Origin of the sequence: Mucilaginibacter sp. dw_454, from assembly GCF_018449775.1 — a bacterium.
GTDB lineage: Bacteria > Bacteroidota > Bacteroidia > Sphingobacteriales > Sphingobacteriaceae > Mucilaginibacter.
Genome location: NZ_JAAVVB010000003.1, coordinates 437,466 through 461,471, shown reverse-complemented (window position 1 = coordinate 461,471; position 24,006 = coordinate 437,466). Strand labels below are relative to the sequence as shown.

The 24,006-nt window shown below is 43.0% G+C and carries 17 protein-coding genes; 10 read left to right on the top strand and 7 right to left on the bottom strand.

Annotated features, from left to right (window positions below):
- Nucleotides 1–3: 3 nt before the first annotated feature.
- The 3 genes from HB679_RS12430 (at nucleotide 4) to HB679_RS12420 (ending at nucleotide 5,449) form a co-directional block, all read left to right on the top strand.
- Nucleotides 4–894, top strand: a complete 891-nt coding sequence (locus tag HB679_RS12430; RefSeq protein ID WP_214072303.1) for a glycerophosphodiester phosphodiesterase family protein — start codon at nucleotides 4–6, stop codon at nucleotides 892–894.
- A gap of 81 nt (nucleotides 895–975) precedes the next feature.
- On the top strand, nucleotides 976–1,866 hold the full coding sequence (locus HB679_RS12425; RefSeq protein ID WP_214072302.1) for an ABC transporter ATP-binding protein: 891 nt from the start codon (nucleotides 976–978) through the stop codon (nucleotides 1,864–1,866).
- Nucleotides 1,867–1,876: 10 nt separating this feature from the next.
- A complete protein-coding gene (locus HB679_RS12420; protein ID WP_214072301.1) occupies nucleotides 1,877–5,449 on the top strand; it encodes a M1 family aminopeptidase in 3,573 nt (1,190 codons plus the stop codon).
- A 316-nt stretch (nucleotides 5,450–5,765) separates the two neighbouring features.
- On the opposite strand, the gene HB679_RS12415 is transcribed toward HB679_RS12420, so the two are convergent.
- The 5 genes from HB679_RS12415 to HB679_RS12395 all read right to left on the bottom strand — a co-directional run bounded on the left by HB679_RS12415 (nucleotide 5,766) and on the right by HB679_RS12395 (nucleotide 12,847).
- A complete protein-coding gene (locus HB679_RS12415; protein WP_214072300.1) occupies nucleotides 5,766–6,302 on the bottom strand; it encodes a sigma-70 family RNA polymerase sigma factor in 537 nt (178 codons plus the stop codon).
- A gap of 222 nt (nucleotides 6,303–6,524) precedes the next feature.
- Nucleotides 6,525–7,544: a UDP-N-acetylmuramate dehydrogenase gene (gene murB / locus HB679_RS12410; protein ID WP_214072299.1), complete on the bottom strand. Its 1,020-nt coding sequence runs from the start codon at nucleotides 7,542–7,544 to the stop codon at nucleotides 6,525–6,527.
- A gap of 54 nt (nucleotides 7,545–7,598) precedes the next feature.
- Nucleotides 7,599–8,948 carry a hypothetical protein gene (locus HB679_RS12405; protein ID WP_214072298.1) on the bottom strand — a complete coding sequence of 450 codons (1,350 nt, stop codon included), beginning with the start codon at nucleotides 8,946–8,948 and terminating at the stop codon, nucleotides 7,599–7,601.
- Between the two features lie 12 nt (nucleotides 8,949–8,960).
- Nucleotides 8,961–10,355 (bottom strand): hypothetical protein, encoded by a 1,395-nt coding sequence (locus tag HB679_RS12400; RefSeq protein WP_214072297.1) that lies wholly within the window; start codon nucleotides 10,353–10,355, stop codon nucleotides 8,961–8,963.
- Between the two features lie 92 nt (nucleotides 10,356–10,447).
- Nucleotides 10,448–12,847, bottom strand: coding sequence for an outer membrane beta-barrel family protein (locus HB679_RS12395; RefSeq protein WP_214072296.1), 2,400 nt, complete (start codon nucleotides 12,845–12,847; stop codon nucleotides 10,448–10,450).
- 201 nt (nucleotides 12,848–13,048) lie between these two features.
- On the opposite strand from HB679_RS12395, the gene HB679_RS12390 reads away from it, so the two are divergent.
- The 4 genes from HB679_RS12390 to HB679_RS12375 all read left to right on the top strand — a co-directional run bounded on the left by HB679_RS12390 (nucleotide 13,049) and on the right by HB679_RS12375 (nucleotide 18,804).
- A complete protein-coding gene (locus HB679_RS12390) occupies nucleotides 13,049–14,056 on the top strand; it encodes a histidine kinase (RefSeq protein ID WP_214072295.1) in 1,008 nt (335 codons plus the stop codon).
- A gap of 37 nt (nucleotides 14,057–14,093) precedes the next feature.
- Nucleotides 14,094–14,840, top strand: a complete 747-nt coding sequence (locus HB679_RS12385) for a LytTR family DNA-binding domain-containing protein (RefSeq protein WP_214072294.1) — start codon at nucleotides 14,094–14,096, stop codon at nucleotides 14,838–14,840.
- Between the two features lie 142 nt (nucleotides 14,841–14,982).
- Nucleotides 14,983–17,040, top strand: coding sequence for an IPT/TIG domain-containing protein (locus tag HB679_RS12380; protein ID WP_214072293.1), 2,058 nt, complete (start codon nucleotides 14,983–14,985; stop codon nucleotides 17,038–17,040).
- Between the two features lie 159 nt (nucleotides 17,041–17,199).
- Nucleotides 17,200–18,804 (top strand): IPT/TIG domain-containing protein, encoded by a 1,605-nt coding sequence (locus tag HB679_RS12375; protein ID WP_214072292.1) that lies wholly within the window; start codon nucleotides 17,200–17,202, stop codon nucleotides 18,802–18,804.
- Nucleotides 18,805–18,880: 76 nt separating this feature from the next.
- On the opposite strand, the gene HB679_RS12370 is transcribed toward HB679_RS12375, so the two are convergent.
- The gene (locus HB679_RS12370) at nucleotides 18,881–19,345 is read right to left on the bottom strand and encodes a hypothetical protein (protein ID WP_214072291.1); all 465 of its coding nucleotides are present in this window, start codon (nucleotides 19,343–19,345) and stop codon (nucleotides 18,881–18,883) included.
- Nucleotides 19,346–19,461: 116 nt separating this feature from the next.
- Nucleotides 19,462–20,865: a dihydrolipoyl dehydrogenase gene (lpdA, locus tag HB679_RS12365; RefSeq protein ID WP_214072290.1), complete on the bottom strand. Its 1,404-nt coding sequence runs from the start codon at nucleotides 20,863–20,865 to the stop codon at nucleotides 19,462–19,464.
- 108 nt (nucleotides 20,866–20,973) lie between these two features.
- On the opposite strand from lpdA, the gene HB679_RS12360 reads away from it, so the two are divergent.
- The 3 genes from HB679_RS12360 (at nucleotide 20,974) to HB679_RS12350 (ending at nucleotide 23,907) form a co-directional block, all read left to right on the top strand.
- Nucleotides 20,974–21,408, top strand: coding sequence for a hypothetical protein (locus HB679_RS12360; RefSeq protein ID WP_214072289.1), 435 nt, complete (start codon nucleotides 20,974–20,976; stop codon nucleotides 21,406–21,408).
- A gap of 44 nt (nucleotides 21,409–21,452) precedes the next feature.
- Complete coding sequence (locus HB679_RS12355; RefSeq protein ID WP_214072288.1) at nucleotides 21,453–23,135, top strand: M1 family metallopeptidase; 1,683 nt, start codon at nucleotides 21,453–21,455, stop codon at nucleotides 23,133–23,135.
- Between the two features lie 67 nt (nucleotides 23,136–23,202).
- Nucleotides 23,203–23,907, top strand: a complete 705-nt coding sequence (locus tag HB679_RS12350) for a head GIN domain-containing protein (RefSeq protein ID WP_214072287.1) — start codon at nucleotides 23,203–23,205, stop codon at nucleotides 23,905–23,907.
- The last annotated feature ends 99 nt before the right edge of the window (nucleotides 23,908–24,006 follow it).

Genomic DNA, 24,006 nt, shown 5'->3' with positions numbered 1-24,006 from the left:
ACTATGAAATACCTTTTGACACTTTTTATCGGCTTCGGATTTTTATCGGCCAAAGCCCAGCAAACTTTCGATACCGAAGCGCACCGCGGCGGCCGTGGTTTAATGCCTGAAAACACGACGCAATCTATGATGAACGGCGTGCGCATTGGCGCGCGTACCATGGAACTAGATACCTATATCACTGCCGATGGCAAAGTTGTGGTATCGCACGACCCGGATATGAATTCGCTTTTTATGCTCAAGCCTGATGGCAGCGAGATAAGCAAAGACGAGCAGAAACAATACATGCTGCTGAAGATGAATTATGCCGACATCCGACAGTTTATCGAGGGTGTTAAAGATTACCCGGCTTTCCCCGAGCAGCAAAAGGTTAAAACCTATAAACCGCTGTTATCTGAACTGATTGACAGCGTAGAAAACTACACCAAGACGCATCATCTTAAACCGGTATATTATAATATCGAAACTAAAAGTAATTTTGGGAAAGACGGCATTGAAAACCCCATACCAACCGTGTTTGTCCAAACACTCATGGCTGTCATCAACCAAAAACATATTACCGACAGGGTGATCATCCAATCGTTCGACCCGCGGACCTTGCAGGTGTTGCATCAGACAATGCCGAACGTTAAAACCGCTTTCCTGATCTCAAAAGGCGATTATGAAGGCAGCATCAAAATTTTAGGTTTCACTCCTACTATTTTAAGTCCCGAAGAAAAGATTGTGACGCCCGACATGGTTGCTTCGGCACACCAAAACCATACACAGGTTATCCCCTGGACGGTAAATGACGAAGCGAGAATGAAAGTTTTGGCCGATATGGAGGTGGACGGTTTGATATCTGACTACCCGGATAGATTAGTGAAAGTATTTGGTAGTTACCAGGACAAATAAAAGACAAAACCTGCCGCCTCACAACCTGCGGTGATAACTTAGCTGATTTTTTGATATCTTGCATCAACTAACCATCACCACATGCAACTGATCATCAAAAACCTCTCAAAAACTTACGCTAACGGCGTCCAGGCGCTAAAAGACATTAATTTAACTATCAACTCGGGTATGTTTGGTTTACTGGGGCCAAACGGCGCCGGCAAATCAAGCCTGATGCGTACCATCTCTACGCTGCAGGAGCCTGACTCGGGCACTATTACGCTGGGCGAAATAGATGTGCTGCGTCAAAAAGACGATGTACGCAAAACCCTGGGCTACCTACCACAAGAGTTTGGCGTGTATCCCAAAATATCTGCAGAGGATTTACTGGATCACCTTGCCGTACTAAAAGGTATCACTAACCGCAGCGAACGTAAAGCACTGGTTGCATCTTTACTACATAAAACCAATTTATTTAACGATAAAAAGAAACATCTTTCAGGTTACTCGGGTGGTATGAAGCAACGCTTTGGTATTGCACAGGCGCTGTTGTCAAACCCAAAACTAATTATTGTCGATGAGCCTACTGCAGGCCTCGACCCTGCCGAACGTAACCGTTTTTTAAACCTTTTGGGCGAGCTAAGCGATGAAACTATCGTGATCTTATCCACCCACATTGTAGAGGACGTGAAAGAGCTTTGTACCGATATGGCCATCATCAACAAGGGCCAGGTACTGATGCAGGGCAACCCGCTAAAAGCATTAGGCGATTTAAAAGGCAAGATCTGGAGTATGCGTGTTGACCGCGACCTGGCGACAGGTTATAAAGAACGCCTCAACGTAATATCAGATAAACTGGTAGCCGGCAAACCTACACTGCATGTGCTGTCTGACAGCAAACCCGAGGACGGTTTCGAACTGGTCAACCCCGATCTGGAGGATGTTTATTTCTCTTATATCTTCGGCAGTCAACCTCAGGCATTAACCGTTTAATCGTATCGTTATGCTTTTGGAAGTCATAAAATTTGAGGTTAAGTATCGCCTTAACCGGCCCGCTACTTATATCTATTTCGGTATGGTGGTGTTGCTGGCCTATGCCGCAGTGGCCTGGCCAGACGTTATACAGTTTGGCGGTGCCACCGGTAAGGTAAAACAAAATGCATCGGTAGTGTTGTTCAACATAGCCGGTATTTTTAGTTTAATCCCTTGCTTGTTCATCGCCTCGGCCATTATGGGTGTGCCCATTCTGCGCGATTTTGAGCATAAGATGGAGTCGCTGATATTTACTACCAATATCAACAAAACCAGTTACCTGCTGGGTCGGTTTTTAGGCTCATTCCTAATCCTGGTGATTGTGAGCAGCGGCTTTTTATGGGGCACCTGGCTGGGTTGCTCTAAACCATGGGGAGATCATTCCAAGTATCTTCATGTAGGATTTTATCAGTACGTAAAGCCCTGGTTAACGGTTATTGTGCTCAACATGTTTGTGTTTTCGTGCCTGTTCTTTGCTATCGGCGCATTAACCCGTAAAATGCTGTTTGTATACCTGCAGTCAATTGTGTTGGTAGCTATATACGCCATAACCACCACTTTAATTGGTGACGTTGAAAATCTGCACAAAGCCGCTCTTGCCGATCCCTTTGCTACCTACACCGTAAACGCCATTACCCGTTATTGGACGGTAGCCGAGAAAAATACCTTAGTTGTCCCCTTCGGTGGTTTGCTGCTCATTAACCGTTTGATATGGATAGGCATTGGTTTGGTGTTCATGATTATCACCTTTTCGGTCTTCAAATTCAGATCAGTTTATACGGGCTTGTTTAAAAAGCGTATATTTCAAAAAGAGGCCATTACCGTTGCAGATACGCTACCTATCCCCTTTAGTAAACCAATTTATAATGCCTCCACCTGGTTTAGCCAGGTGACTGTGTTAACCAAGCTTTATTTTAAAGAGATTATCAGATCTATACCTTTTCTGGGTATTGCCGGTGTAGGTTTGGTGCTCATAGCCATGGATGCGGCTTATGCAACCTCATGGTACGGGCAAGAGCTTTATCCGCTGTCATCACTCATGGCCGAGTTTGTGGCCGGCGAAGTGATCCTGGTCATTATCATTATGACACTGTTCTACTCGGGCGAGCTGATCTGGAAAGAAAAAGAGATCCGCTTTAACCAGATCTTTGATGCTTTGCCTACCAGCTACGCAGTGCCTATTGTAAGTAAGTACCTGGCCATGGGCGCGGTGCTTTTACTATATGTTATCGCTATGATACCGATAGGCGCCCTGATGCAAATTACCAGGGGCTTTGGTACAATAGAGCTTGGCGTATACCTGAAAGTATTATTACTGCGGGTTTATATCGGCGTAATGATCTATATGGCCATCACCATGTTTATTCAAAGCATTTTCAGCAATAAATTTGTGGGCTATGCAGTGAGTATAGTGTTCTACATTTTCGTGTTGTTTGAAGGCCGCATGAAAATATTTTACAATCTGCTTGCGCCAAACAGCGGCACCGTAGGTACGTATTCAGACATGAACGGTTTTGCCGCCGAGCTGGAAAAATTCTGGGTACTGAAGCTATTTTGGATAGGCGTGTGTGGGCTTTTGCTGCTTGTAGCCGTATTATTTTATCAGCGGGGTACTGATACCAGTTTTAAAGCGCGAATGGCTAACAGCCGTCAGCGTTTTGGCCGGGCGCAATTGGTGTTTGCCATACTTAGCTTAATGCTTGCTTTAGGAGCAGGCAGCTTTTATTACATCAATACTAACATCCGCAATAAATATCGCAATAGCGAGAACGATATGGACCTGCAGGCCCGCTACGAAAAGGATCTTAAACATCGTTACGATAAGGCATTGCAACCAAGTGTAGTGGATACCAAAGGCAGCATAGACCTGGTGCCCGAAAAAGGTAACATGAATTTCAGCATCGTCATTAAGTATAAAAATTTGTTTAACGCGCCTATCAATCAGTTATTGGTGCAAGAGCCTACCGACGATATGGTGCATTACACCACCCTGAAGTTTAATGCAGAAACTAAATTGGTAAAAGAGTACCCTGATTATCGCTTCAAAGTGCTTCAATTAAAACAACCACTAAAACCCGGCGACTCGATACAACTGACCCTGGTGGGCCAGCGGGTTAACCACGGTTTTGTTAATGGCGATACCAATACCACTTATGTGGTTAACGGTACATTCTTTAATAATTTTGATTTTATACCCACGCTGGGCTACTCCCGAGGCAATGAACTTGGCGATACGGACGAGCGCAAAAAGCGCGGTCTGAAGGAACAAGCCGGTTTGCCTAAACGCACCGATACCCTTGCACGCCAACTTAATTTGTTTGGCGAACGAGGCCGTACCAATCTGGATTTGACGTTGAGTACTGCGCCCGATCAGATCGCGATATCACCCGGCTATCTGGAAAAGAAATGGATGCAAAATGGCCGCGCCTATTTCCATTACAAAATGGATAAACCGATTTTTAATTTCTTCAACATCATATCAGGCAGATATGAGGTTAAACACGACAAATGGAACGGCGTGAACCTGGAGATCTATTACCATAAAGATCATCCGTTCAATGTAAACACCATGATCACGGCCTTGAAGAATGGTTTAGATTACGACAGTAAGAATTTCAGTCCGTTTTTGTTTCACCAGATGCGGATCATCGAATATCCGAAGTATCGCACGTTTGCACAGTCGTTCCCTAATACGGTTCCGTTTTCTGAGGGCATTGGTTTTATCTTCCGCAAAAAACCGGAGAAGCTGGATATGACCTATTATGTTACCGCACATGAGCTGGGCCATCAATGGTGGGGTCACCAGGTTGCCGAGGCAAATACGGTCGGCAGCGCCATGTTCTCTGAGAGTTTAGCGCAATACAGTGCCTTGATGCTATTGAAAAAAACCTTGCAGCCCGAAGAACTGCGCCGTTACCTTAAATATGAGCTGGATGGCTACTTAAGCGGCCGCGCTACTGAGAAGAAGAATGAGAACCCGCTCGACCAAACCGATAACCAGGCTTACATACATTACCAAAAAGGTACGCTGGCCAACTTTGCCATGCAGGACTATATCGGCGAAGAAAACATGAACAAAGCCCTGCGCAAACTTTTGGCTAACTACGGGAACGGCGACAAGTACCCAACTACTGATGTGCTGACCGGCTACATTAAAGAAGTAACACCAGACAGCCTTAAATACGTCGTGGACGACCTGTACAGCAAGATCACCCTGTTTGAGAACCGTGTAGTTGAACCTACGGCCAAAAAAGTGGCAGGCGGCTATTTGGTAACCATCCCGGTACAAACTGTTAAGTATTATGCAGACCGTGCCGGCAACGAAAAAGAAACGCCGGTTAAGGATTATATCGACATAGGTGTCTTCAGCATGGTGAATGGTCAGGAAAAGTTGATCTACCTGAAGCGTGAAAAGTTTACCAAATTCCAAACCACGGTTACCGCTTTTGTAAAAGACAAACCTGAACGTGCAGGTATTGATCCTATTTACAAACTAATTGACCGTAATACTGATGATAATACGGCCGTTGTAGAGGTGAACTAAAAAGTGGACAGTAAATAATGGAACCCTTTTGTCATTCTGAGCATAGCGAAGAATCTTCTAAAAGCGATTAGTAAAGCGGATAAGATTCTTCGCTAGCGCTCAGAATGACAACATAATTGATCATTAATGTTCTTACTCACCATCTCGTCATCGTGAGCGAGGTACGAGCGTGACGATCTCCGGACGATTTGCTTAGTATGTCGGCGAGAGATTGCGACGCTCGTACCTCGCTCGCAATGACGTATTTGTTAAAAATAGAAAAAGCCCGCTTTTGAGAGCGGGCTTTTTCTTTGATATATGTTGAGTTGATTAATCCTTAATTTTCTGCGTAGATTGGCTTTTTAACACCATTATCGTAAGCTTTCAGGTTTTTCTTCAGCAGTTTACGCGCCACGTGGATACGGGTTTTAACGGTACCGATAGGTATAGTTAAATGATCGGCAATTTCATGGTATTTATGGCCTTCAAAATACATGGTGAAGGGTACGTAATAATCTTCGGGTAAACGCTCAAGCGCTTTTTTAATATCATCCATTACAAATTTAGCTTCGCCTTGATTTTTAGTTGAACTAAAAACCAGGTTTGGAGAAGAGATCTCGTCTGATTTAGTAACGAAAGTGCTCATTTTAACAAAACGGCGATAGTTGTTGATGAAGGTATTTTTCATAATGGTATATAACCATCCTTTTAAATTAGTGCCTTCTTTAAACTTATTGTAATAAGTTATGGCTTTCAACATCGTGTCCTGGACAAGGTCGTTAGCATCATCTGCGTCGTGAGTGAAATGTAAGGCGTATGACCTTAATGAACTTGCTTGACGCAATACTAGGGTGTTAAACTCAATCTTTGTCATCTGTAAATGTTTTGTATTGGTTTATAGACAAACGCCATACCACTATACCAAACCGGTTAAAGGCCAAAAACTACTTGCTACAGATCCTTTACAAAGTGTACATAATACACCATAAATAAATCAAACACATGATTATCAACACATTACATGAAATAAAAAATCAACACAAAACTGCATGACAATAGGATTACATTACCCGCACTTACATAATACTTAAGAAAATTAACCGATAATATTAACTTCGCGTTGTAGGTTAACACCAAATTTGGTGTACACACTGTCTATAATTTGCGACGAAAAGTTATACACTTCCTGCCCAGTAGCGCCGCCATGATTCACTAAAACCAGGGCCTGGTTCTTCCAGGTGCCCGTATTTCCAACTACTTTACCTTTCCAGCCGCATTGTTCAATGAGCCAGCCGGCAGCCAGTTTAACCAGGCCATCACCAGCGGGGTAGTTTATAATGTCGGGATGTTGTTGTTGGATGGGTGCAAATTGGGCAGTGGTAATAACCGGGTTCTTGAAAAAGCTTCCGGCATTGCCTATTGTTGACGGGTCGGGCAGTTTAGCTACGCGGATATGCGATACTACCCGCGAAACATCTTTTATAGTAGGATTAGTGATACCGCGAACTTCCAGTTCCTGCTCTATCGCGCCATATTTTAAATTAAGGTTTGGCGTAAGCGACAGATCGAATTTTACCGACACAATAATATACTGCCCCGCCAGCTCACTTTTAAAAACGCTTTCACGGTACCCAAAACCGCAGTCGACTTTGCTAAAAGTGCGGAAATTGCCGGTTGCTATTTCGAACGCTTTACAGCTGCTGAACACATCTTTCAGCTCCACACCATAAGCGCCTATGTTCTGGATAGGTGATGCCCCTACCGAACCGGGGATCAGGCTTAGGTTTTCCATCCCGGCAAAGCCGCGCTGCACGCAGTAGTTTACCAGGTCGTTCCAAACCTCGCCCGCACCAGCTTCAACAAATACTTCCTGGTGATTAATGCGATGCTCAATACCACGGATATTCATGTGGATGGCCAGCCCTTCAAAATCTTTGATGAGCAGCATATTGCTGCCGCCGCCTATTACTAATCGCTCGATTTGCTGCCATTGCGGGTCCATGAACAATTCGGCCAGGTCCTCGGGGTGATTGATCTCAACAAAATAACGGGCATTAACATCAACCCCAAATGTGTTAAAGTTTATTAACGATACGTTTTGTTGGATTTGCAGCATGGGGGCGAATTTCGGAATTAATTTGGAGAAAATGCCTGATGGTATTGACAGCTATTAATATTTGCCTACGTTAGCATTGTCACTTCCGCCAATTCGGTTTCCTTTGCTGTCGAATACCAGACATACATGATGCCTTGTGACACCGGAGTCAGGGACGAATCCATCAAACTTTCCATCCGCCGTGTAAACCAGTTTACCTGTATAATCTAACAACAACAACTGGTCATTAGGTAGTATCATCCACCTGGAAGATGTTTTATTTGGGTTCATACAAGCAATCAGTAGCGCTTTGTAACGGTTTAGTTTTTCTATTTCCGGATAGTATTCTTTTATTTCTCTGACATAACCTAAGGCATTCTTTCCGGCCATTCTGCCGGCATAGACATATACTCTCGTATCTTTTTTACTTTTAATATAGTCAAACAAAAAATTACGCTTCTTGAAAACACTAACTACAGTGTCTTCATAGCTTTTGTATTTATAGATCGCGCTGTCTAAGTTATCGTGTAACCAAAAAATAATTAGTGCATAAGCCGGTAACCGTGATGACACATAGCTATCACCGGTTACTCCGTTCCCTTTCACTAACCGAGCCGGCGTAAGTGTGCCTTTAAATGATGCATAAACTTCCGGGTGCTTTATCTTGAAATCTTCCCAATAAAATGCTGTTTGAAAATACTTCTGATAAATCATTTTGTCTATCCATCTATACATCCACCCTCTTTCCCTTTGAGCCTCTTTTACGTTGTTCATTACAGCATAGTATATATCTGTAATACGCGGGTCATAAAGCTTCTCCTCATTGTTACCCCAAGGCAAACCATTAATAAAAGAGCTCTCCATCTTACTAATGCCTACATCTTTTCCATCTTTTGTTTTAATGACAATGGAACTGCCGCCCCCACCGTCACTACTAATCCGCATGATTGGAAAAACGCAACTCATTAACGCATCGTGAACAATTGATTTGTTTTCTATCGCGTCAATAAACCGCTGTTTTTGTTGCGGGTTAATTTCCTTGTCAACGGTATCAGTATATTTAATGAGTTGGTTTATACTGATATTGAAGTTGCGCTCATTAACCGTAGTATCTTTTTTTGATATGATATCCAAAAGCAGGGTCAATGTATCTGCCGAAATAATTTTTATAAACCTGCGTGTGCTGTCGCTAAATGGATTCTTTGTTTTAGGATCATATGTCGTATAATACACCGTTTGATAAGATTTCCATTGACCTTGTTCGGGCACAACCTCTACAGTTTTATGTGGGTAGAGGTTATTATCAGGTATCCCTTCATCAAAAGTTATTTTTATGATGTTTTGTAATTTAATATCCTGCGCAACTGCGTTTAAATGCAGTATTAAGAAGCAAAATAAGCAGTAAATAAAAAATTTTGGTTTCATAGATAGAAGGCCCTAGGGTAGCTTAATTTTAAATTCTGATTCGTCGCCGAATATGCGTTTTCCATCATTATCAAACACCAGGCAAACGTTGTGCGTGCTTTTTGTCGATTTAAAACCGGCGAAAATCTTATCACCTCTTGATATCATTCCATCGCTAAAACGTATTAAAATTGCTGCGCCATCAGGTAATAACAACCAAAGCGATAGGTCGAGTAATGAACTGCGGTACATATCTGGCCACACGCTGAGCAAATGAATTTGTTTGAGATCATACTGAGCTATGGCGGGGTAAATCGTCTTTATCTGATTAATGATATCGGCCGATGCTCTCTCAGTAATAGCTATATCATTAGGATTTGCTTTTAAATAATCCAACAGGAAACTCCCCTTGTGATATACGTCTACCAGTTGTTTTTCTTCAGTATTATTATAATTGGCATTTAAGGTATCATTAGGAGCATAATAAAACCCAAAGCTTAATTGCACATTTGCGGGCAGTAAAGATGATTTAAGAAAGCCGCTCCCGCCATTTGAGGAAAGGGATGCAGGCATTAACGTTTTGTTTAACAAGGCGTAATTTGTGGGGTGCCGCCTGATATAATCTTCCCAAAAAGCAGGAGTAGCCACCCATCTCTGAAATATTTCCAGGTCAATGCGGTAATTAAGACTGGCTTGCTCGGTTTTAATGAAATCATTGTTGGCATTCATCGACTCAAACAATTCCGTAAGATGCGGATTATAGCTTTTTTTGTTCTTTATGCGCCAGGGCAAATGGTACAAAATAAACGGTTTTTGGTAAGCTTCTATAGTGTCTGTCAGGTTATTCTTGTGCGTGAAAATTATCCAATAATAATGCGCATCGTCCCACGACATCGGATGGAGCGCTTTTGATGACGCATCGCTAACGGCAAGTCCCGCATCAATTATTTTTTTGAAATACACCTTTTGTTCGTCAGTTAAATTGGCAGCTATGCTATCGCCCCGACGAGAAGACATGTTGGCCTTTTTGGCATATTCAAACTCCGGTTTCTCTTCTTTTTGCAGTGTATCTACCCACTGCTTCAATTCTGTGTTTGAGATTTTAAATTGTTTAAGATTTACCAGGGTGTCAGGATGATTAATATATTTAAGTAATTGATTGAGGTTTTTTAAAGAAATTGTTTTGACAAACCGCCGGGTAGAGTCTTTGATAAACTTCGGCCGTTCCTCATATCGTCTTAGCTGATAACACTTCCATGCTTTACCCTCAGGCAAAACCTCGGTTACGCGTACAAAGGGTGAGGTAAAACTGCCATAATGTACAAATTGTATTTTAGTAATATCATCAAGCTTTATATCCTGAGCCCAACTACCCATGCTCATCGCCATCAAACAAAAAAAGCTGTAAATAAAGATTCTTATTTTCATAGGATGGTTTAGGCAATTGGTAATACTAAGATACAAAAAAGCCCGGATCAAAATAACCCAAGGCTTTCTAACTATTAACTGAGGTTTAGGTATTACATTCTTTGCTCCTCGGCACTCGAACCTGTTTCGCGTCTGCGGGCTGCTTTAAGTTTGGTGTTGCCAAATTTGTAACTCAATCCCAGGAAGAACTTGCGGCTCTCCCACTCATTGTTCCACACGGTATTTACGTTATTGTATTGCAAAATGCTGCGCCAGCGGCTGCCAAAGAAGATGTCTTTGGCTTTGAACGAAACGGTCAAACGTTTATCTGCACTGGTCTTGCTGATACCCGCATCAATTTGCGAGGCCGAAAGCATCCGCGACAAACCCATTATAGAAGGCGAACTGTATTGGCTCGATAAAGTCAGCTTATAGTTTTTTGGCAAGATGAAAACCTGATCCATATTGCCGGACCATGAAAAGCGACTGTTTAAGTAGGGCGTGCCGTCGACCATGGTATTCACTTTATCGTATTCGCCATCCAACTCATAATTAACCGTCCACCATTTAACCACGTTAAACGTACCTGCCGATGTTGCGGTAACTGTTGTGCTTTTGCCCAGATTTTGGTAGGTGCTGATGCTTTCTTTGGTGACATCGTTTTGGTTTATCACGGTGTTTACCGGTCCGTCTACATTTAAATAGCTCAAGCTTAATATCTGAAAACTTTTGTATGTATAGTTGAACACTAAAGATTGCGAGATAGACGGCTGCAAATACGGGTTGCCCTGAATGCCGGTATATGGATCGGTATAACGGATGGCCGAGTTCAGGCTACCATAGCTTGGGCGGCTAATACGGCGGCTGTAAGAAGCATTTAACTGATTATCGCCATTAACCTTATAAGTTACAAACGCGCTCGGGAAAAACTGCCAGTAGCTGCGTTTTACAATCTCGGCGCCATACATAGAGTTAGCGGTAGAGTTGGTTTGCTCGGCACGCAGGCTGGCTTTTACATCCCATTGGGTGCTGATAGTTTTGCCTAAGGTTAGATATGCCGCGTTGATGTTTTCGTTGTACAGGAAGTCATTACTTCGTTTTGGATCGGCCGCCCAACCGTTGGTTTTCAAGGAGTCGAACATTACATTGCTGTGGGTACTTACCCAACTGCTTTTTGCGCCGGTTTCTGCTTGCCAATGGTTGCCAAATGGTAATACGTAATCGGCTTTTATAGCCTTGATATTGTAATTAACCGGGCTATTGTTGCGTAACTGTATAGGTGCGCCTATTAGCGATCCATTGGCATCAAAATAGTTATTAGTGTACATATCACTTTCAAAAGCATTGCTGGTCACATAATCGGCATCCATGCTTAATTTCTGGCCCATAGTGTCAATAGCAAAAGCATAGTTTAGGTTTACGCTATAGGTGTTATTGCCCGTTTTCTGTGGATTTACACCGGTTACACTGCCCGCCTGCTGGCCTGCGGCATCGTAATTAACCGAATTACTGGTTACTGCAGCGTTGGTAGGGTCGTTAAAACCTTTCAGCATAATACCAATGGTGTGGCGGTCGCCGGCGCGGTAGTCGGCCCCTACGGTATAATCTGTCGATACCGATTTTGGATGCCAGTAGTTTAATTGGTTATACACCTCATCACCAATATGGCGGCTCAGCGTCAGCTTATTGTACGAGTCGAAATAGCCGGAATTAGCGCGGGTATAAAAGCTGAATTTTCCGGTATTGTAATTTAAATTGGCACCCCCATAAACTTTACCGTACTTGCCATAACCGCCGCTTAAATTAGCGCTGCCGTTGTAACCCTGCGCTTTATTTCTTTTCAGGATGATGTTGACTATCCCTGCAGTACCCTCTGCATCATAATTACCCGGAGGGTTGGCAATCAGTTCGATCTTGCTCAAAGCATCGCCGGGTAATGATTTCAGGTAATTGCTTAATTCGCCACCGCTCATGTAGGTTAGGCGACCATCTATCATAACGGTAACGCCTGCATTGTTGCGATATAGAATGTTATCGTCTTTATCTAAGCGGATGCCGGGCGCTTTTTTGATCACGTCCAGCGCGTTATCGCCGGTGGTGTTTAGCTTTTCTACATTTACCACCAGCCGGTCGCTCTTTTGCACCAGCTGCGGTATGGTGGCTGACACCGTTACTTCTTTTAATGATCTTTTTTGCTCGACCAACACCAGTGTGGGTACGGTCACCGCTTGCCCATCAACCAAAATAACTTTAAAGCTTACTGCAGGGTAGCTTACCAGCGCAGCTTTGACCATATATTTACCCGCTGCTATTTTAGTGAAGTGATAAGCGCCGTCGGCGTCGGCAGCGATGGCGGCTACTTTGGCCGAATCGGGCAGGTGCAGCAATTGCACGGTTGCGCCGGCCAATGGCTCTTGCTTGTTGTCGGTTACTTTGCCGCTAATGGTTCCTTGCTGCGCCATGGTTGCGGTGCTGATGATGGATAATATTAAAGAGATCGTAAAGTTTTTCATTGTGTTTCGTTTTGATGATCCAAAGGTGCATCAGCACAAATCGCTATGAAATATTATGATCCCAACCCGCTTTTATATTATCCCAACCCTACATCAGCTATCAAATACCGTTTTAAAAGCTATTTTACCGGTTGACATAAAAAAACAAGGGGTTGGGATAAATTTTTAACAGCCCGCTGCCTTTTGCACTACTTTTATATCATGACAAAAAAGGAACGCAATTACCATATTATAGGCTGGGCGCTTTATTGGGCCTATGTAATCATCGGCGAATACATGGATCCGTCGGTTGGGCACAATCTCAAATTTATTTACTCCTTCATCTTTGTGAAGATGATTGAGTTTTATGTGTGCTACTTATGGGTGTTTCCAAAGTTCCTTAACAAGGGTAAAATACCGCAGCTTATTGGCGGTATTGCTGTTGCTACGGCCAGTTTCATCGCGTCCCGCTACTTAATCGAACAGGTTTTATACAACATTCTTTTCCATATTCAAAACTATGACGCGGGTGTAAAGCTCAGCTATTACATTACTGATAATTTGTATTACGGCTCATCGGCCATTATACTGAGCGCGGCGATATACCTGGGTTTCGATTCTCTTAAAAAAAGCGAAGAAAACCGCTCATTGCGTGAAGAGAAGGTCCAGGCTGAGCTGGCTTTTCTGAAAACGCAGATCAACCCGCATTTTTTGTATAACACGTTAAATTACATCTACTCATTGGCTTACCCGGTATCTGAGGAGCTGGCTGGTGCGGTAGTTAAACTATCGCAGTTAATGCGATATATGCTTACAGAAAGTGCAGATGGCGCCGTGGACCTGCAAAAAGAAGTTGAATACATTCACAATTACATCAGCATTTTTAAAATGCGTTTTGAGGATCATTTTTTTGTTGATTTTGATATCGATGGCGGTATAGCAGGCAAACGCATCGCTTCGCTGATTTTGGTACCGTTTGTAGAGAATGCCTTTAAGCATGGCGTAGTTAATGATCCGGCACAGCCGATAGAAATCAATCTGAAAGTTACCGGTAACCAGCTGCTATTTATCGTGAATAACGAGATTAACAAGCAGGAGAAAGATCACTCGACAGGTATCGGCCTGCCTAACATCCGCCGCAGGCTTGAACTGATTTATCCTAACCGCCATGAGCTAAAGATCAGCAGCGCCGAAGAAACCTATTCAGTAACGCTGTGCATAGATCTGTAACATTCTTAGCTATATTTACCTGATAAAAACCCAATAAATGATCCGTTGTATTGCTGTTGATGACGAGGCCTACGCTACCAGAATTATTGCCGATCATATTGCAAAAATTCCATTTTTGGAGTTGGTTGCTACCTGTACCAGCGCCATCGAGGCGTTGCAGCTAATACAACAAGGCGGCATAGACCTGGTGTTTATGGATATCCAGATGCCAGATCTTACCGGCATCCAATTTTTGAAATTATTGGGCAGCAAATGCAAGGTTATTTTAACCACGGCTTATCCCGAATATGCATTGGAAGGTTACGAGCATGATGTGGTGGATTATCTGCTGAAACCCATCGCATTCGACAGGTTTTATAAAGCCGCCAATAAAGCACTTGCTTTGCTATCGCCGGCGAGCGAACAAACGGTGGCACCGGCGCCTGTTGCTCCCGCTCCGTCCACCCCACCTGCTGCAACTGCCGATTATATGTTTGTTAAAGGCGAAAGCAAAAATAAGTTCCTAAAAATAAACCATAACGACATATTATATATAGAAGGGTTAAAAAACTATATATCAGTATTTACTAATGAGCAACGTATTATTACCTATCAAACCTTACGCGACCTCGAAAAACAATTACCACAGCCACCTTTTTACCGGGTACACAAATCATATATTGTATCTATAGATAAGATCAGATTGGTGGATGGCAACCAGTTATACATTGGCCAACAGGCTATCCCAATTGGCGAAACCTATCGCGATGATTTTTTCAGGCTCATCCGCGACGACAGCCAATAATTAAATATTATTGCCAGGTTATTTTTTTAATATTATTTATACTTAAAGCATTAAAATAATATTAAAAAATTTGGAAATGTTGTAACATTCTCGTTATACTTGGATAGAATTTTTAATAAACCTAATTAATTAAAAACAAGTCATGATTAAAAAACCCCTATTAAAAGTAGGCGGCTTGCTGCTGCTTATTGCCGTCATGGGCTCGTGTAAAAAAGACACACAGGCTGTCACGAAACCCACCACATCAACAGATGCTACAACTAATTTTGCAGGTGTTGTTGCCGGCCGGACCATTACAGTCAACGAATCTTCACTTTCAACAACTTATTATTCTTCTGATGGCGATGCGGTAAAAGCCATGTCAACAAATGTTACACTAAGCACCGCCCAGAACGACCAGTTAAATTTCTTTATTAACGATGTTAAAACCGGCACTCAAACCATCACCAAAAAATTAGGCACTTCATCAAATCCAGGCAACCCTTCTGTAAGAATTAACAGCACGGGTGCAACGCCAACCACTACCCAAAGCTATATTAAATACTCAAACGAAGGCCAAACTTATTATGCCGTTTCGGGAACCATTACCATTACGATCAATGATAAAAACATTACCGTAAAATGGAATATCAAGTTCATGAACCCCATTAGTGGCGAGTTCCCGTCTACCGGAAGCTTTACCGTGATCAATTACGCTGCAACAACTAAAGACAAATCAACCATCGTTGACCCAACGCCGCTTTCTAATAAGCCGACTATCGAGGTGATGACGCCTACAATTGGCTCGCCTGGCGATACCGTTACTATTGCCGGCGTAAATTACAGTCCTTCAAGGGTTGCAGACAACGTATTTACATTTTACGGTATGACAACACCTGCCAAGATTATATCTATAACAGAAACCCAAATGAAAATATTAGTGCCCAAACAAGGCGGCTTTACAGGTGCTGTTAGCTTAAAGGTCAAAAATAGCGATGTGGCAACCGGTCCGGTTTTCACCTTTACCCAACCGCCAACCTTTGCATCATATGCACCGGCAGTTGCTAAAATTGGAGATACTGTAGTTATCAAAGGAACAAATTTCTCTACAACTGCGGCTAATGATATCGTTAAATTTAAGGGTATAGTAGCCAAGGTAATTGCAGCCAGCGCAACTCAGATAAGTGCTGTAGTACCAGACAAAACTACCACCGGAAATATTACGGTTACTGTTGGCGCACGTACTGTTGCTTCGAGCGTTGATCTGGTAATTCCTACTGTTCTTGCATGGCAGCCACTTGGCTTTACCGGCGCTATTTCAACTTATAACCAAACAGCAACGCTTGGTACCAAAACAATATTTGCAAGTGGGCTAAAATCAAATTATTTATACCTTACTACAAACGGCACAGCCTTTAATAATGTTTACGATGCCTTACCTTTCAGCAAAACCGCGTTAGAGATCAGGTTGGTAACCGCTAACGATTCGGCGTTTTATATTACCACTAATTTAGGTATCGCTAAATCAATAAACGGTAGTACCTGGACCAAGTTAACGCCTAATACCGACAACCCAAACATGGGCTTTACCGGCATTGTTGCCGTGGGTAAAACTGTAAATGTTATCAATTCAAACATTCTGTACACGTCTACCGACGGCGGTGTAAGCTGGACAAAATCCGCCATAGTATCAAAAGCCGGATTAGATTACATTACCAGCGACGCTGCCGGTAAATACTGGTTTGCCGTTGATGCCACAGCTAACACCACCGGCACAACAGCCAAAAGATTTTATCGTTCTACCGATCAGGGAAAAACCTGGGTAATAACAAAAGGCAACACCGGCTATTACCTTTATGGTATTGGCGAACAGGATTTCATCAGGGCACATAATAGTGCGGGTGTTTTCTTAATCTATGCCCCACCGTCAGCATCGCCGGCCATTGCCGATCAACGCTTGTTCAGATCAACCAACCAGGGTGATAGCTGGAGCAAAGTTACCGACGAAGCAGTTTATGCGGTAAAAACCTCGGGTAATGAGATTATGTATGGCGGCCTAACCTTTAACTTAGCTAAGGATGGTTCTAATTATACCAAGTACGCTGCCCCTGCAGGTTACAGTATTTATGGTATGGAAAAATCAAATGGTTATTACTACATTTTCTGTACATCAAACGCCAACGCAACAGGGCATAAAATTTTCCGTGCGGCTATTCAATAATAATTCTCTCAACTAAATTTAATACCCCTATCCAAGCCCTTCGCATCCGCGGAGGGCTTTTTTGTATATAATACATAGCGTAAATATTTTAATTTGGGGGTTGATATTTATAATCCACAGAGTATATTAGCCTCTAGTTTTACTACCTTATCACCATATATGAATTTTACTTTAAAGCCGATGTTTTTGGCAAGCGTCGCACTACTATTCTGCACAATGCTGCTATCATGCAGTAAAAGCGGTCAAAACCCTAATCCATCCGGCCCAACCGGCACTACGGGTACCACAGGTAACACCGGCCCAACAACTCCAACCATTGTAAGTATTCAGCCAAATAGTGGTTTTGCAGACGATGTTGTTACAATTACCGGAGCAAACTACAGCACAGTACTTGCCGAAGATTTTGTTAAATTTAATGGCACCGCCGCAACTATAGTATCGGCCACGGCAACTCAATTAACAGTAAAAGTGCCTCAAAACGGTACCAGCGGGCAAATCAGTGTTAAAGTAAAAAACAGCGATTATGTTACCGGCAATGTCACCTTCACCTATCTTCCAACGGCAACTATTTCTGGTTTCACACCTTCAGAAGCTTTACCGGGCGCAACGGTTACCATAACCGGCACCAACTTTAGTACGGTTACAACAGACAATACGGTGTTATTTAACGCAACCCCGGCTACAGTAAAAACCGCAACCGCAACCCAATTAACAGTGGTAGTACCGCAAGGCGCTACTTCTGGCCCCATAAAAGTTACTATTAACAAACACACAGTTGCAAGTCAGCCATTTAAAGTTATCGGCTTACCAGCGTCATTAACGTGGGAAGAATTAAACACGCCTGCTGCCGTAGGCGATATTGTTATGTCGGCATCAGCAGATAGTGTGGTAGTTTTTGCCAATTCTGTACCCGTAAACGATCCCATTATACCACATCTATTCAGAATCAAAAATGGAGTTGTAACTGATATTTATTCCAGTTTGGGAATTTCTTTTGGCGGAGCCTCTTCACTAACAAATGGAACAAACGCATTTTATATGCTCAGTGCCGGACATGTATATCGATCTGAAGATGGTTTAACCTGGAAAAGTCTCTACATACCGCAGAATGTACCCACTTTTATTTTGGGTGTAACTACTAAAGATAACGAAATCGTCGCTCATGATTACAATACTGCATACGTGTCGACTGACAAAGGATCAACATGGAATACCCAAAGTTCCGTTAATCCAGGATCCAATCAATACGCAGCAGGCAGCAGTATTTATCTTAACCAGGCAGCCGGTGGTTACTATTATAGTATACCTTTCACATTACCCATCGACCTGCCCATAACCAGATCAACCGATGGCATTAACTGGACCACGGCAAGAGGACAGGTAGGTAACACTTTCGACGCCTCCAACGGATATTATGATGTTTTAGCGGCATCCGGCAATAATGTATTTTCTGTATTTTATCCGGGAGATGATCGCGCTCAGCCAAGCCAAAAAAGACTTTTTAAATCTATCGACCATGGCGACACCTGGACCCAGGTAAATGATGATCAGGTAAATTCTGTTAAAACCACCGGTGGTTATCTGATGTACGGGTATGACAACATTAATATATCGTTGGATGACGGTAATACTTTCACTAAATATGCTATACCTGCAGGTAATATCATCGGCGGCATACAATATTGCGATGACGGCTACTTATATATATTCTGTGCAAACGGCGGCGCTCACAAAGTATTAAGAGCCAAATTGCAAAGTAAGTAATGATATTATATAGTTAATCCCAGCCCTCCGCATCCGCGGAGGGCTTTTTTGTTTAATAATAATTAAAGCCGGTGATCTAAAACGCCCGTTCTTCGCCCTGAAAGCTGTTAATCAAGGTTTCTTTGGTATTCTTGCTTTCGGTCCGGAACCTGCTGATCAAAGGTATATAGACCAAAATCGGTATTAACCAGGGAAAGAAAGTGGTATGCCCCGTTTTTGACATTACTAAATCTACTACTACCAAAACAAGTGTTATGGTCAATAGCGCAATCGCTATCATCAAAATTATCGACATAATTTTTGGCATATGTATCCGTACATGTATACGGCTTCCGCCGTCTAAGGACTCGACAATGCCCTCTACCTGGGGTACAAATGAGTTTTGATTACCGTTAATTGGCTGCAGTTTAAAAATACCGTCGGCTGCATACCCGCTAAATTGGAAGCTTTGTGCGCCTACCATCTCGTCTAATTTTACCTGCACTTCGGCCGGTGTTAATTTGGTGATGATGCTAAAGTTTTGGTTAGGTAAAAAGCTCATAGATAAGGATTGCGTTTGTTAAAGATAGCAAATCAGTCAAATAAACAAAAAGACCCATCAAAATTGGCAGGTCTTTTTAAAAATCAAATCCGAAATCGAAATTCCGGTATCCGAAATTAAATATGTATCGGTCTGTTATCTGTAGCAGCTAAACAAGCTTCGCGTAATGCTTCAGTATACGTTGGATGCGCATGGCTCATGCGACTAATGTCTTCGGCGCTGGCGCGATATTCCATGGCTACTACAGCCTCGGCAATCATATCTGCCGCACGTGGACCGATGATATGTACACCCAGGATCTCGTCGGTACCGGCATCGGCCAATACTTTAACAAAACCATCCAGGTCGCCGCTGGCTACTGCCCTGCCGCTTGCGCGGAAAGGGAACGAGCCTGTTTTATATTTCACGCCTTTTTCTTTCAGCTGCTCTTCGGTTTGGCCAACTGCGGCAACTTCCGGCCAGGTGTAAACCACACCCGGTATCAGGTTATAATTAATATGCGGTTTTTGGCCGACAATGCTTTCGGCAACAAAGGTGCCCTCGTCTTCGGCTTTATGGGCCAGCATTGCTCCGCGGATCACGTCGCCAATGGCGTAAACACCTTTAACGCTGGTTTGCATATGGTCGTCAACCGTAATTTTGCGGCCTCGTTCTTCAACGGTTAAACCAATTTTATCTAAACCTAAACTGTCAGTATAAGCAATACGGCCAACAGCTACCAGGCAGTAATCGCCTTTCAGCTCTTTCTTCTCGCCGGTCGGCGAATCGAAAGTAACCGTAACCTCTTTACCTTTTACCGTAGCGCCGGTTACTTTATGGCCCAGGTAAAACTCCATGCCCTGTTTTTGTAAAACCTTTTGCAGCTCTTTACCTAAAGCTTTATCCATGGTTGGGATAATGCCATCCATAAACTCAATTACCGACACTTTAGCGCCCAGGCGTGCATAAACCGAACCCAACTCCAAGCCAATAACACCACCACCAATCAGTATCAGGTGTTTAGGAATTTCAGGCAAAGACAAAGCTTCGGTAGATGTGATGATACGTTTTTTATCGATCTTAATAAAAGGCAGGCTTGATGGTTTTGAGCCGGTAGCAATGATGACGTTAGTAGCGGTAATCTCCTGTGTACTGCCATCCTCTTTTGTTATAATGATGGTATTTTTATCTTTAAACGAACCCATACCCTGGTAGCCGTCAATCTTGTTCTTTTTGAACAGGAAGCTGATACCGCTGGTGTTCTTAGCCACTACATCAACTTTACGTTTCATCATCTGGGTTATATCAACCTTTAAGTCTTTAAGGTTAATACCGTGGGTAGCAAAGGTGTGGCCCGCATTATAAAAATGCTCGGACGAGTCTAACAGCGCTTTTGAGGGGATACAGCCTACGTTAAGGCAAGTGCCTCCGTAGGTGGCGTATTTTTCAATACAAGCTGTTTTTAAACCAAGCTGGGCACAACGTATAGCGGCTACGTAACCACCCGGCCCAGAACCTATAACGATAACATCATATTGCATAGTAGTAGTATTTGTGGCGCAAAGGTAAGGTTTTTAGAGATTAGAGGTTAGTGATTGGAGATTAGTTATACTATTTTGTCGTGATTTTTACACTATATTTATGTTATAATGAAAACCTTAACCGCTATACTCTTCTCGATGTTGTTTTGGGCAATGTCTGCCCATGCTCAAACCCTATATGCTGCCGATACTTACGAGCTAAGGAACACCAACCCTTGTGGTTTTTTTGATGGTGGCAAAATTTATATTGCTAATGCTTACGGCCTAAGTAAAAAAGTTGTAGGTTTTATAGAGGACGGAAAGATCTATTCGGCCGATGTTTATGAGGTAAAAGACTACGTGGTTGGCTACATAGAAGGCAAAACCATTTTTAATGCCGATAACTACGGAGTAAAGTATAAACCCATAGCTTTTTTGGCGGATGGCAAAGTCTATGCTGCCGATGTTTATGGGGTAAAAGGCAAGGTCATTGGCTTTTATAGTGGCGACAATAACACCGGCGCAGCCTGTGCAGCAATTCTTCGATTAGTGCGCAGGCATTAATAGCAGATAATAGTATATTTGGGAGTAAAATTACCCTGATCTCCATGAAATTATTCCGATCGCTATTGATCCTTTTAACTGCGGCATCGCTAAATGCCCAGGCGCAATTAGGCACCAAAAAAGAAACTTTTACACACGCCGACACCCTACGCGGCATGTTAACCCCCCTGCGCACCTGTTACGATATCAATTACTATCACCTGGATGTGAAGTTTGATATCGACAAAAAATTCATCAGCGGCAGCAACCTGTTTAAGTTTACTGCTACGCAGGATTTCACCAAGCTGCAGTTTGACTTGTATGCTAACCTGAAAGTGGAGAAAGTAATTTATAAAGGCAAAGAGTTACCCTACACCCGCGACGATAACGCCGTTTTTGTAACCTTCCCCAATACCATAACGCAAGGCAGCAAAGACGAGTTTACCGTATTTTACTCGGGTAACCCGACTATTGCTAAAAACGCTCCATGGGATGGTGGCGTAGTTTATACTACCGACTCATTAGGTAACCCTTGGGTAGCTACCGCTTGCCAGGGTGCCGGTGCCAGCATCTGGTGGCCAAATAAAGATCAGCAGGCCGACGAGGTTGATAGCATGCTGATCAGCATCAGCGCCCCAAAAGGATTACTGGATGTATCTAACGGTCGCCTGCGTAAAAAGACAGTATTGAAGGATGGCTATACCCGTTTTGACTGGTTTGTAGGCAACCCAATTAATAACTACGATGTTGAGGCCAACATAGGTAACTATGTTCATTTCGGCGATATCTATAACGGCGAAAAAGGCAAACTAACCACCGATTTTTGGGTACTGAGCTATAACATAGACAAAGCAAAAAAACAATTTGCCGCCAACGTGCCGCGCATGTTGAAAGCGTTCGAATATTGGTTTGGCCCTTACCCATGGTATGAAGATGGCTATAAACTGATAGAAACCCCGCACCTGGGTATGGAACACCAAAGCGGTGTGGCTTATGGCAATCATTATGTTAATGGTTACTATGCAGGCCACCGTGGCAAACCACAGGGCATTGATCTGTCAGGCACGGGCCTTGGTTTAACCTGGGATTATATTATTGTGCATGAAAGCGGGCACGAATGGTTTGGCAATAACATTACTTCGAAAGATTTGGGTGATATGTGGATCCATGAAAGCTTTACCGACTACTCTGAGTCGCTGTTTGTTGAAAGTATTTCGACCAAGCTGGCCGGACAGCAGTATGTAAACGGCTTGCGCAAAACTATTCAAAACGACGAACCTGTTGTTGGCCCTTATAACGTAAACAAAGAAGGCTCGACCGATATGTACAACAAAGGTTCGGTGCTTTTAAACATGATACGTACGGTGATTGACGATGACGACAAATGGCGCAATATTTTGCGCGGCTTAAACAAAACATTTTATCATCAAACCGTTACTTACGACGATATTACCGGTTATATTACTCGCGAGTCGGGCAAAAACCTGTTGCCTATTTTTGATCAATACCTGCATACCGCGCAACTGCCTGTAGTGGAGTTTGTAGAGGTACAAGGTAAACTTTATGCAAAATGGATTGCCAGCGTACCCAAATTTGCCATGCCATTAAAAGTAAGGGCCAAGGGCGGCGAATGGAAATTTATCACCCCTGGACCGGGTTATTTTGCGCCCGTTGCTATTGATGGCATCACTAAAGACAACTTTGAGGTAGATACCTTTAATTATTATGTAGGCGTAATGGTAGACTAATTTTTATATTTTCTGTAACCATTGCAATCCCAACAACGTCCTATAGAAAAACAAAACTTAGACACTCATGAAAACTATTAAAATTTTTATCGCACTACTACTATTTATCGGTGTAGGGCAAACTTACGCAGCTAATATTGAAGACAGACATCTTTCGGGCTTTCATGCTATTGATGAGTCCGGCTCATTTGATGTTTACATTACCCAGGGCAATACCGAATCTGTAAAGGTAGAAGCGCCTGCCGATGTGATTAAAGAAGTATTGACCGATGTAAGAGGCGGCACATTGAACATCCATAGCAAAAACCACGTAATGAGTGGCTGGCACAATATTTTCAACAACAAGAAAGTGGTGATTTATGTAACCGTAAAAAATATCGACGGTATAACAGTAACCGGTTCTGGCGATATATACTTTAAAGAGGGATTAAACGCCGAAAATATCAGGCTGAAAGTAACCGGATCTGGCGATGTACAGGGTAAATTAAACGCTAAAAATTTAAGCGCTTCGATAACCGGATCTGGCGATGTAAAATTATCGGGCCGTGCAGACAACCAGGATGTAGACATCAGCGGATCTGGCGATTATACCGCTCGCGACTTTACTGTGAATAATACCAAAATTTCTATCACAGGCTCCGGCGATGCTTCGGTAATTGCCAATAGCAGCCTGGCTGCTCATGTTTCGGGTTCCGGCGATATACATTATGGCGGCAACCCCAAAAATATATCTAAAAACAAATCAGGCAGCGGCGATATTGAGCGCTTTTAAAGCCTAGTAACCTGTCGCGTCATAGAGCGAAAGACCAGCGCTCGTACCTCGCTCACCATCCACGTCATCGTGAGCGAGGTACGAGCGTGACGATCTCTG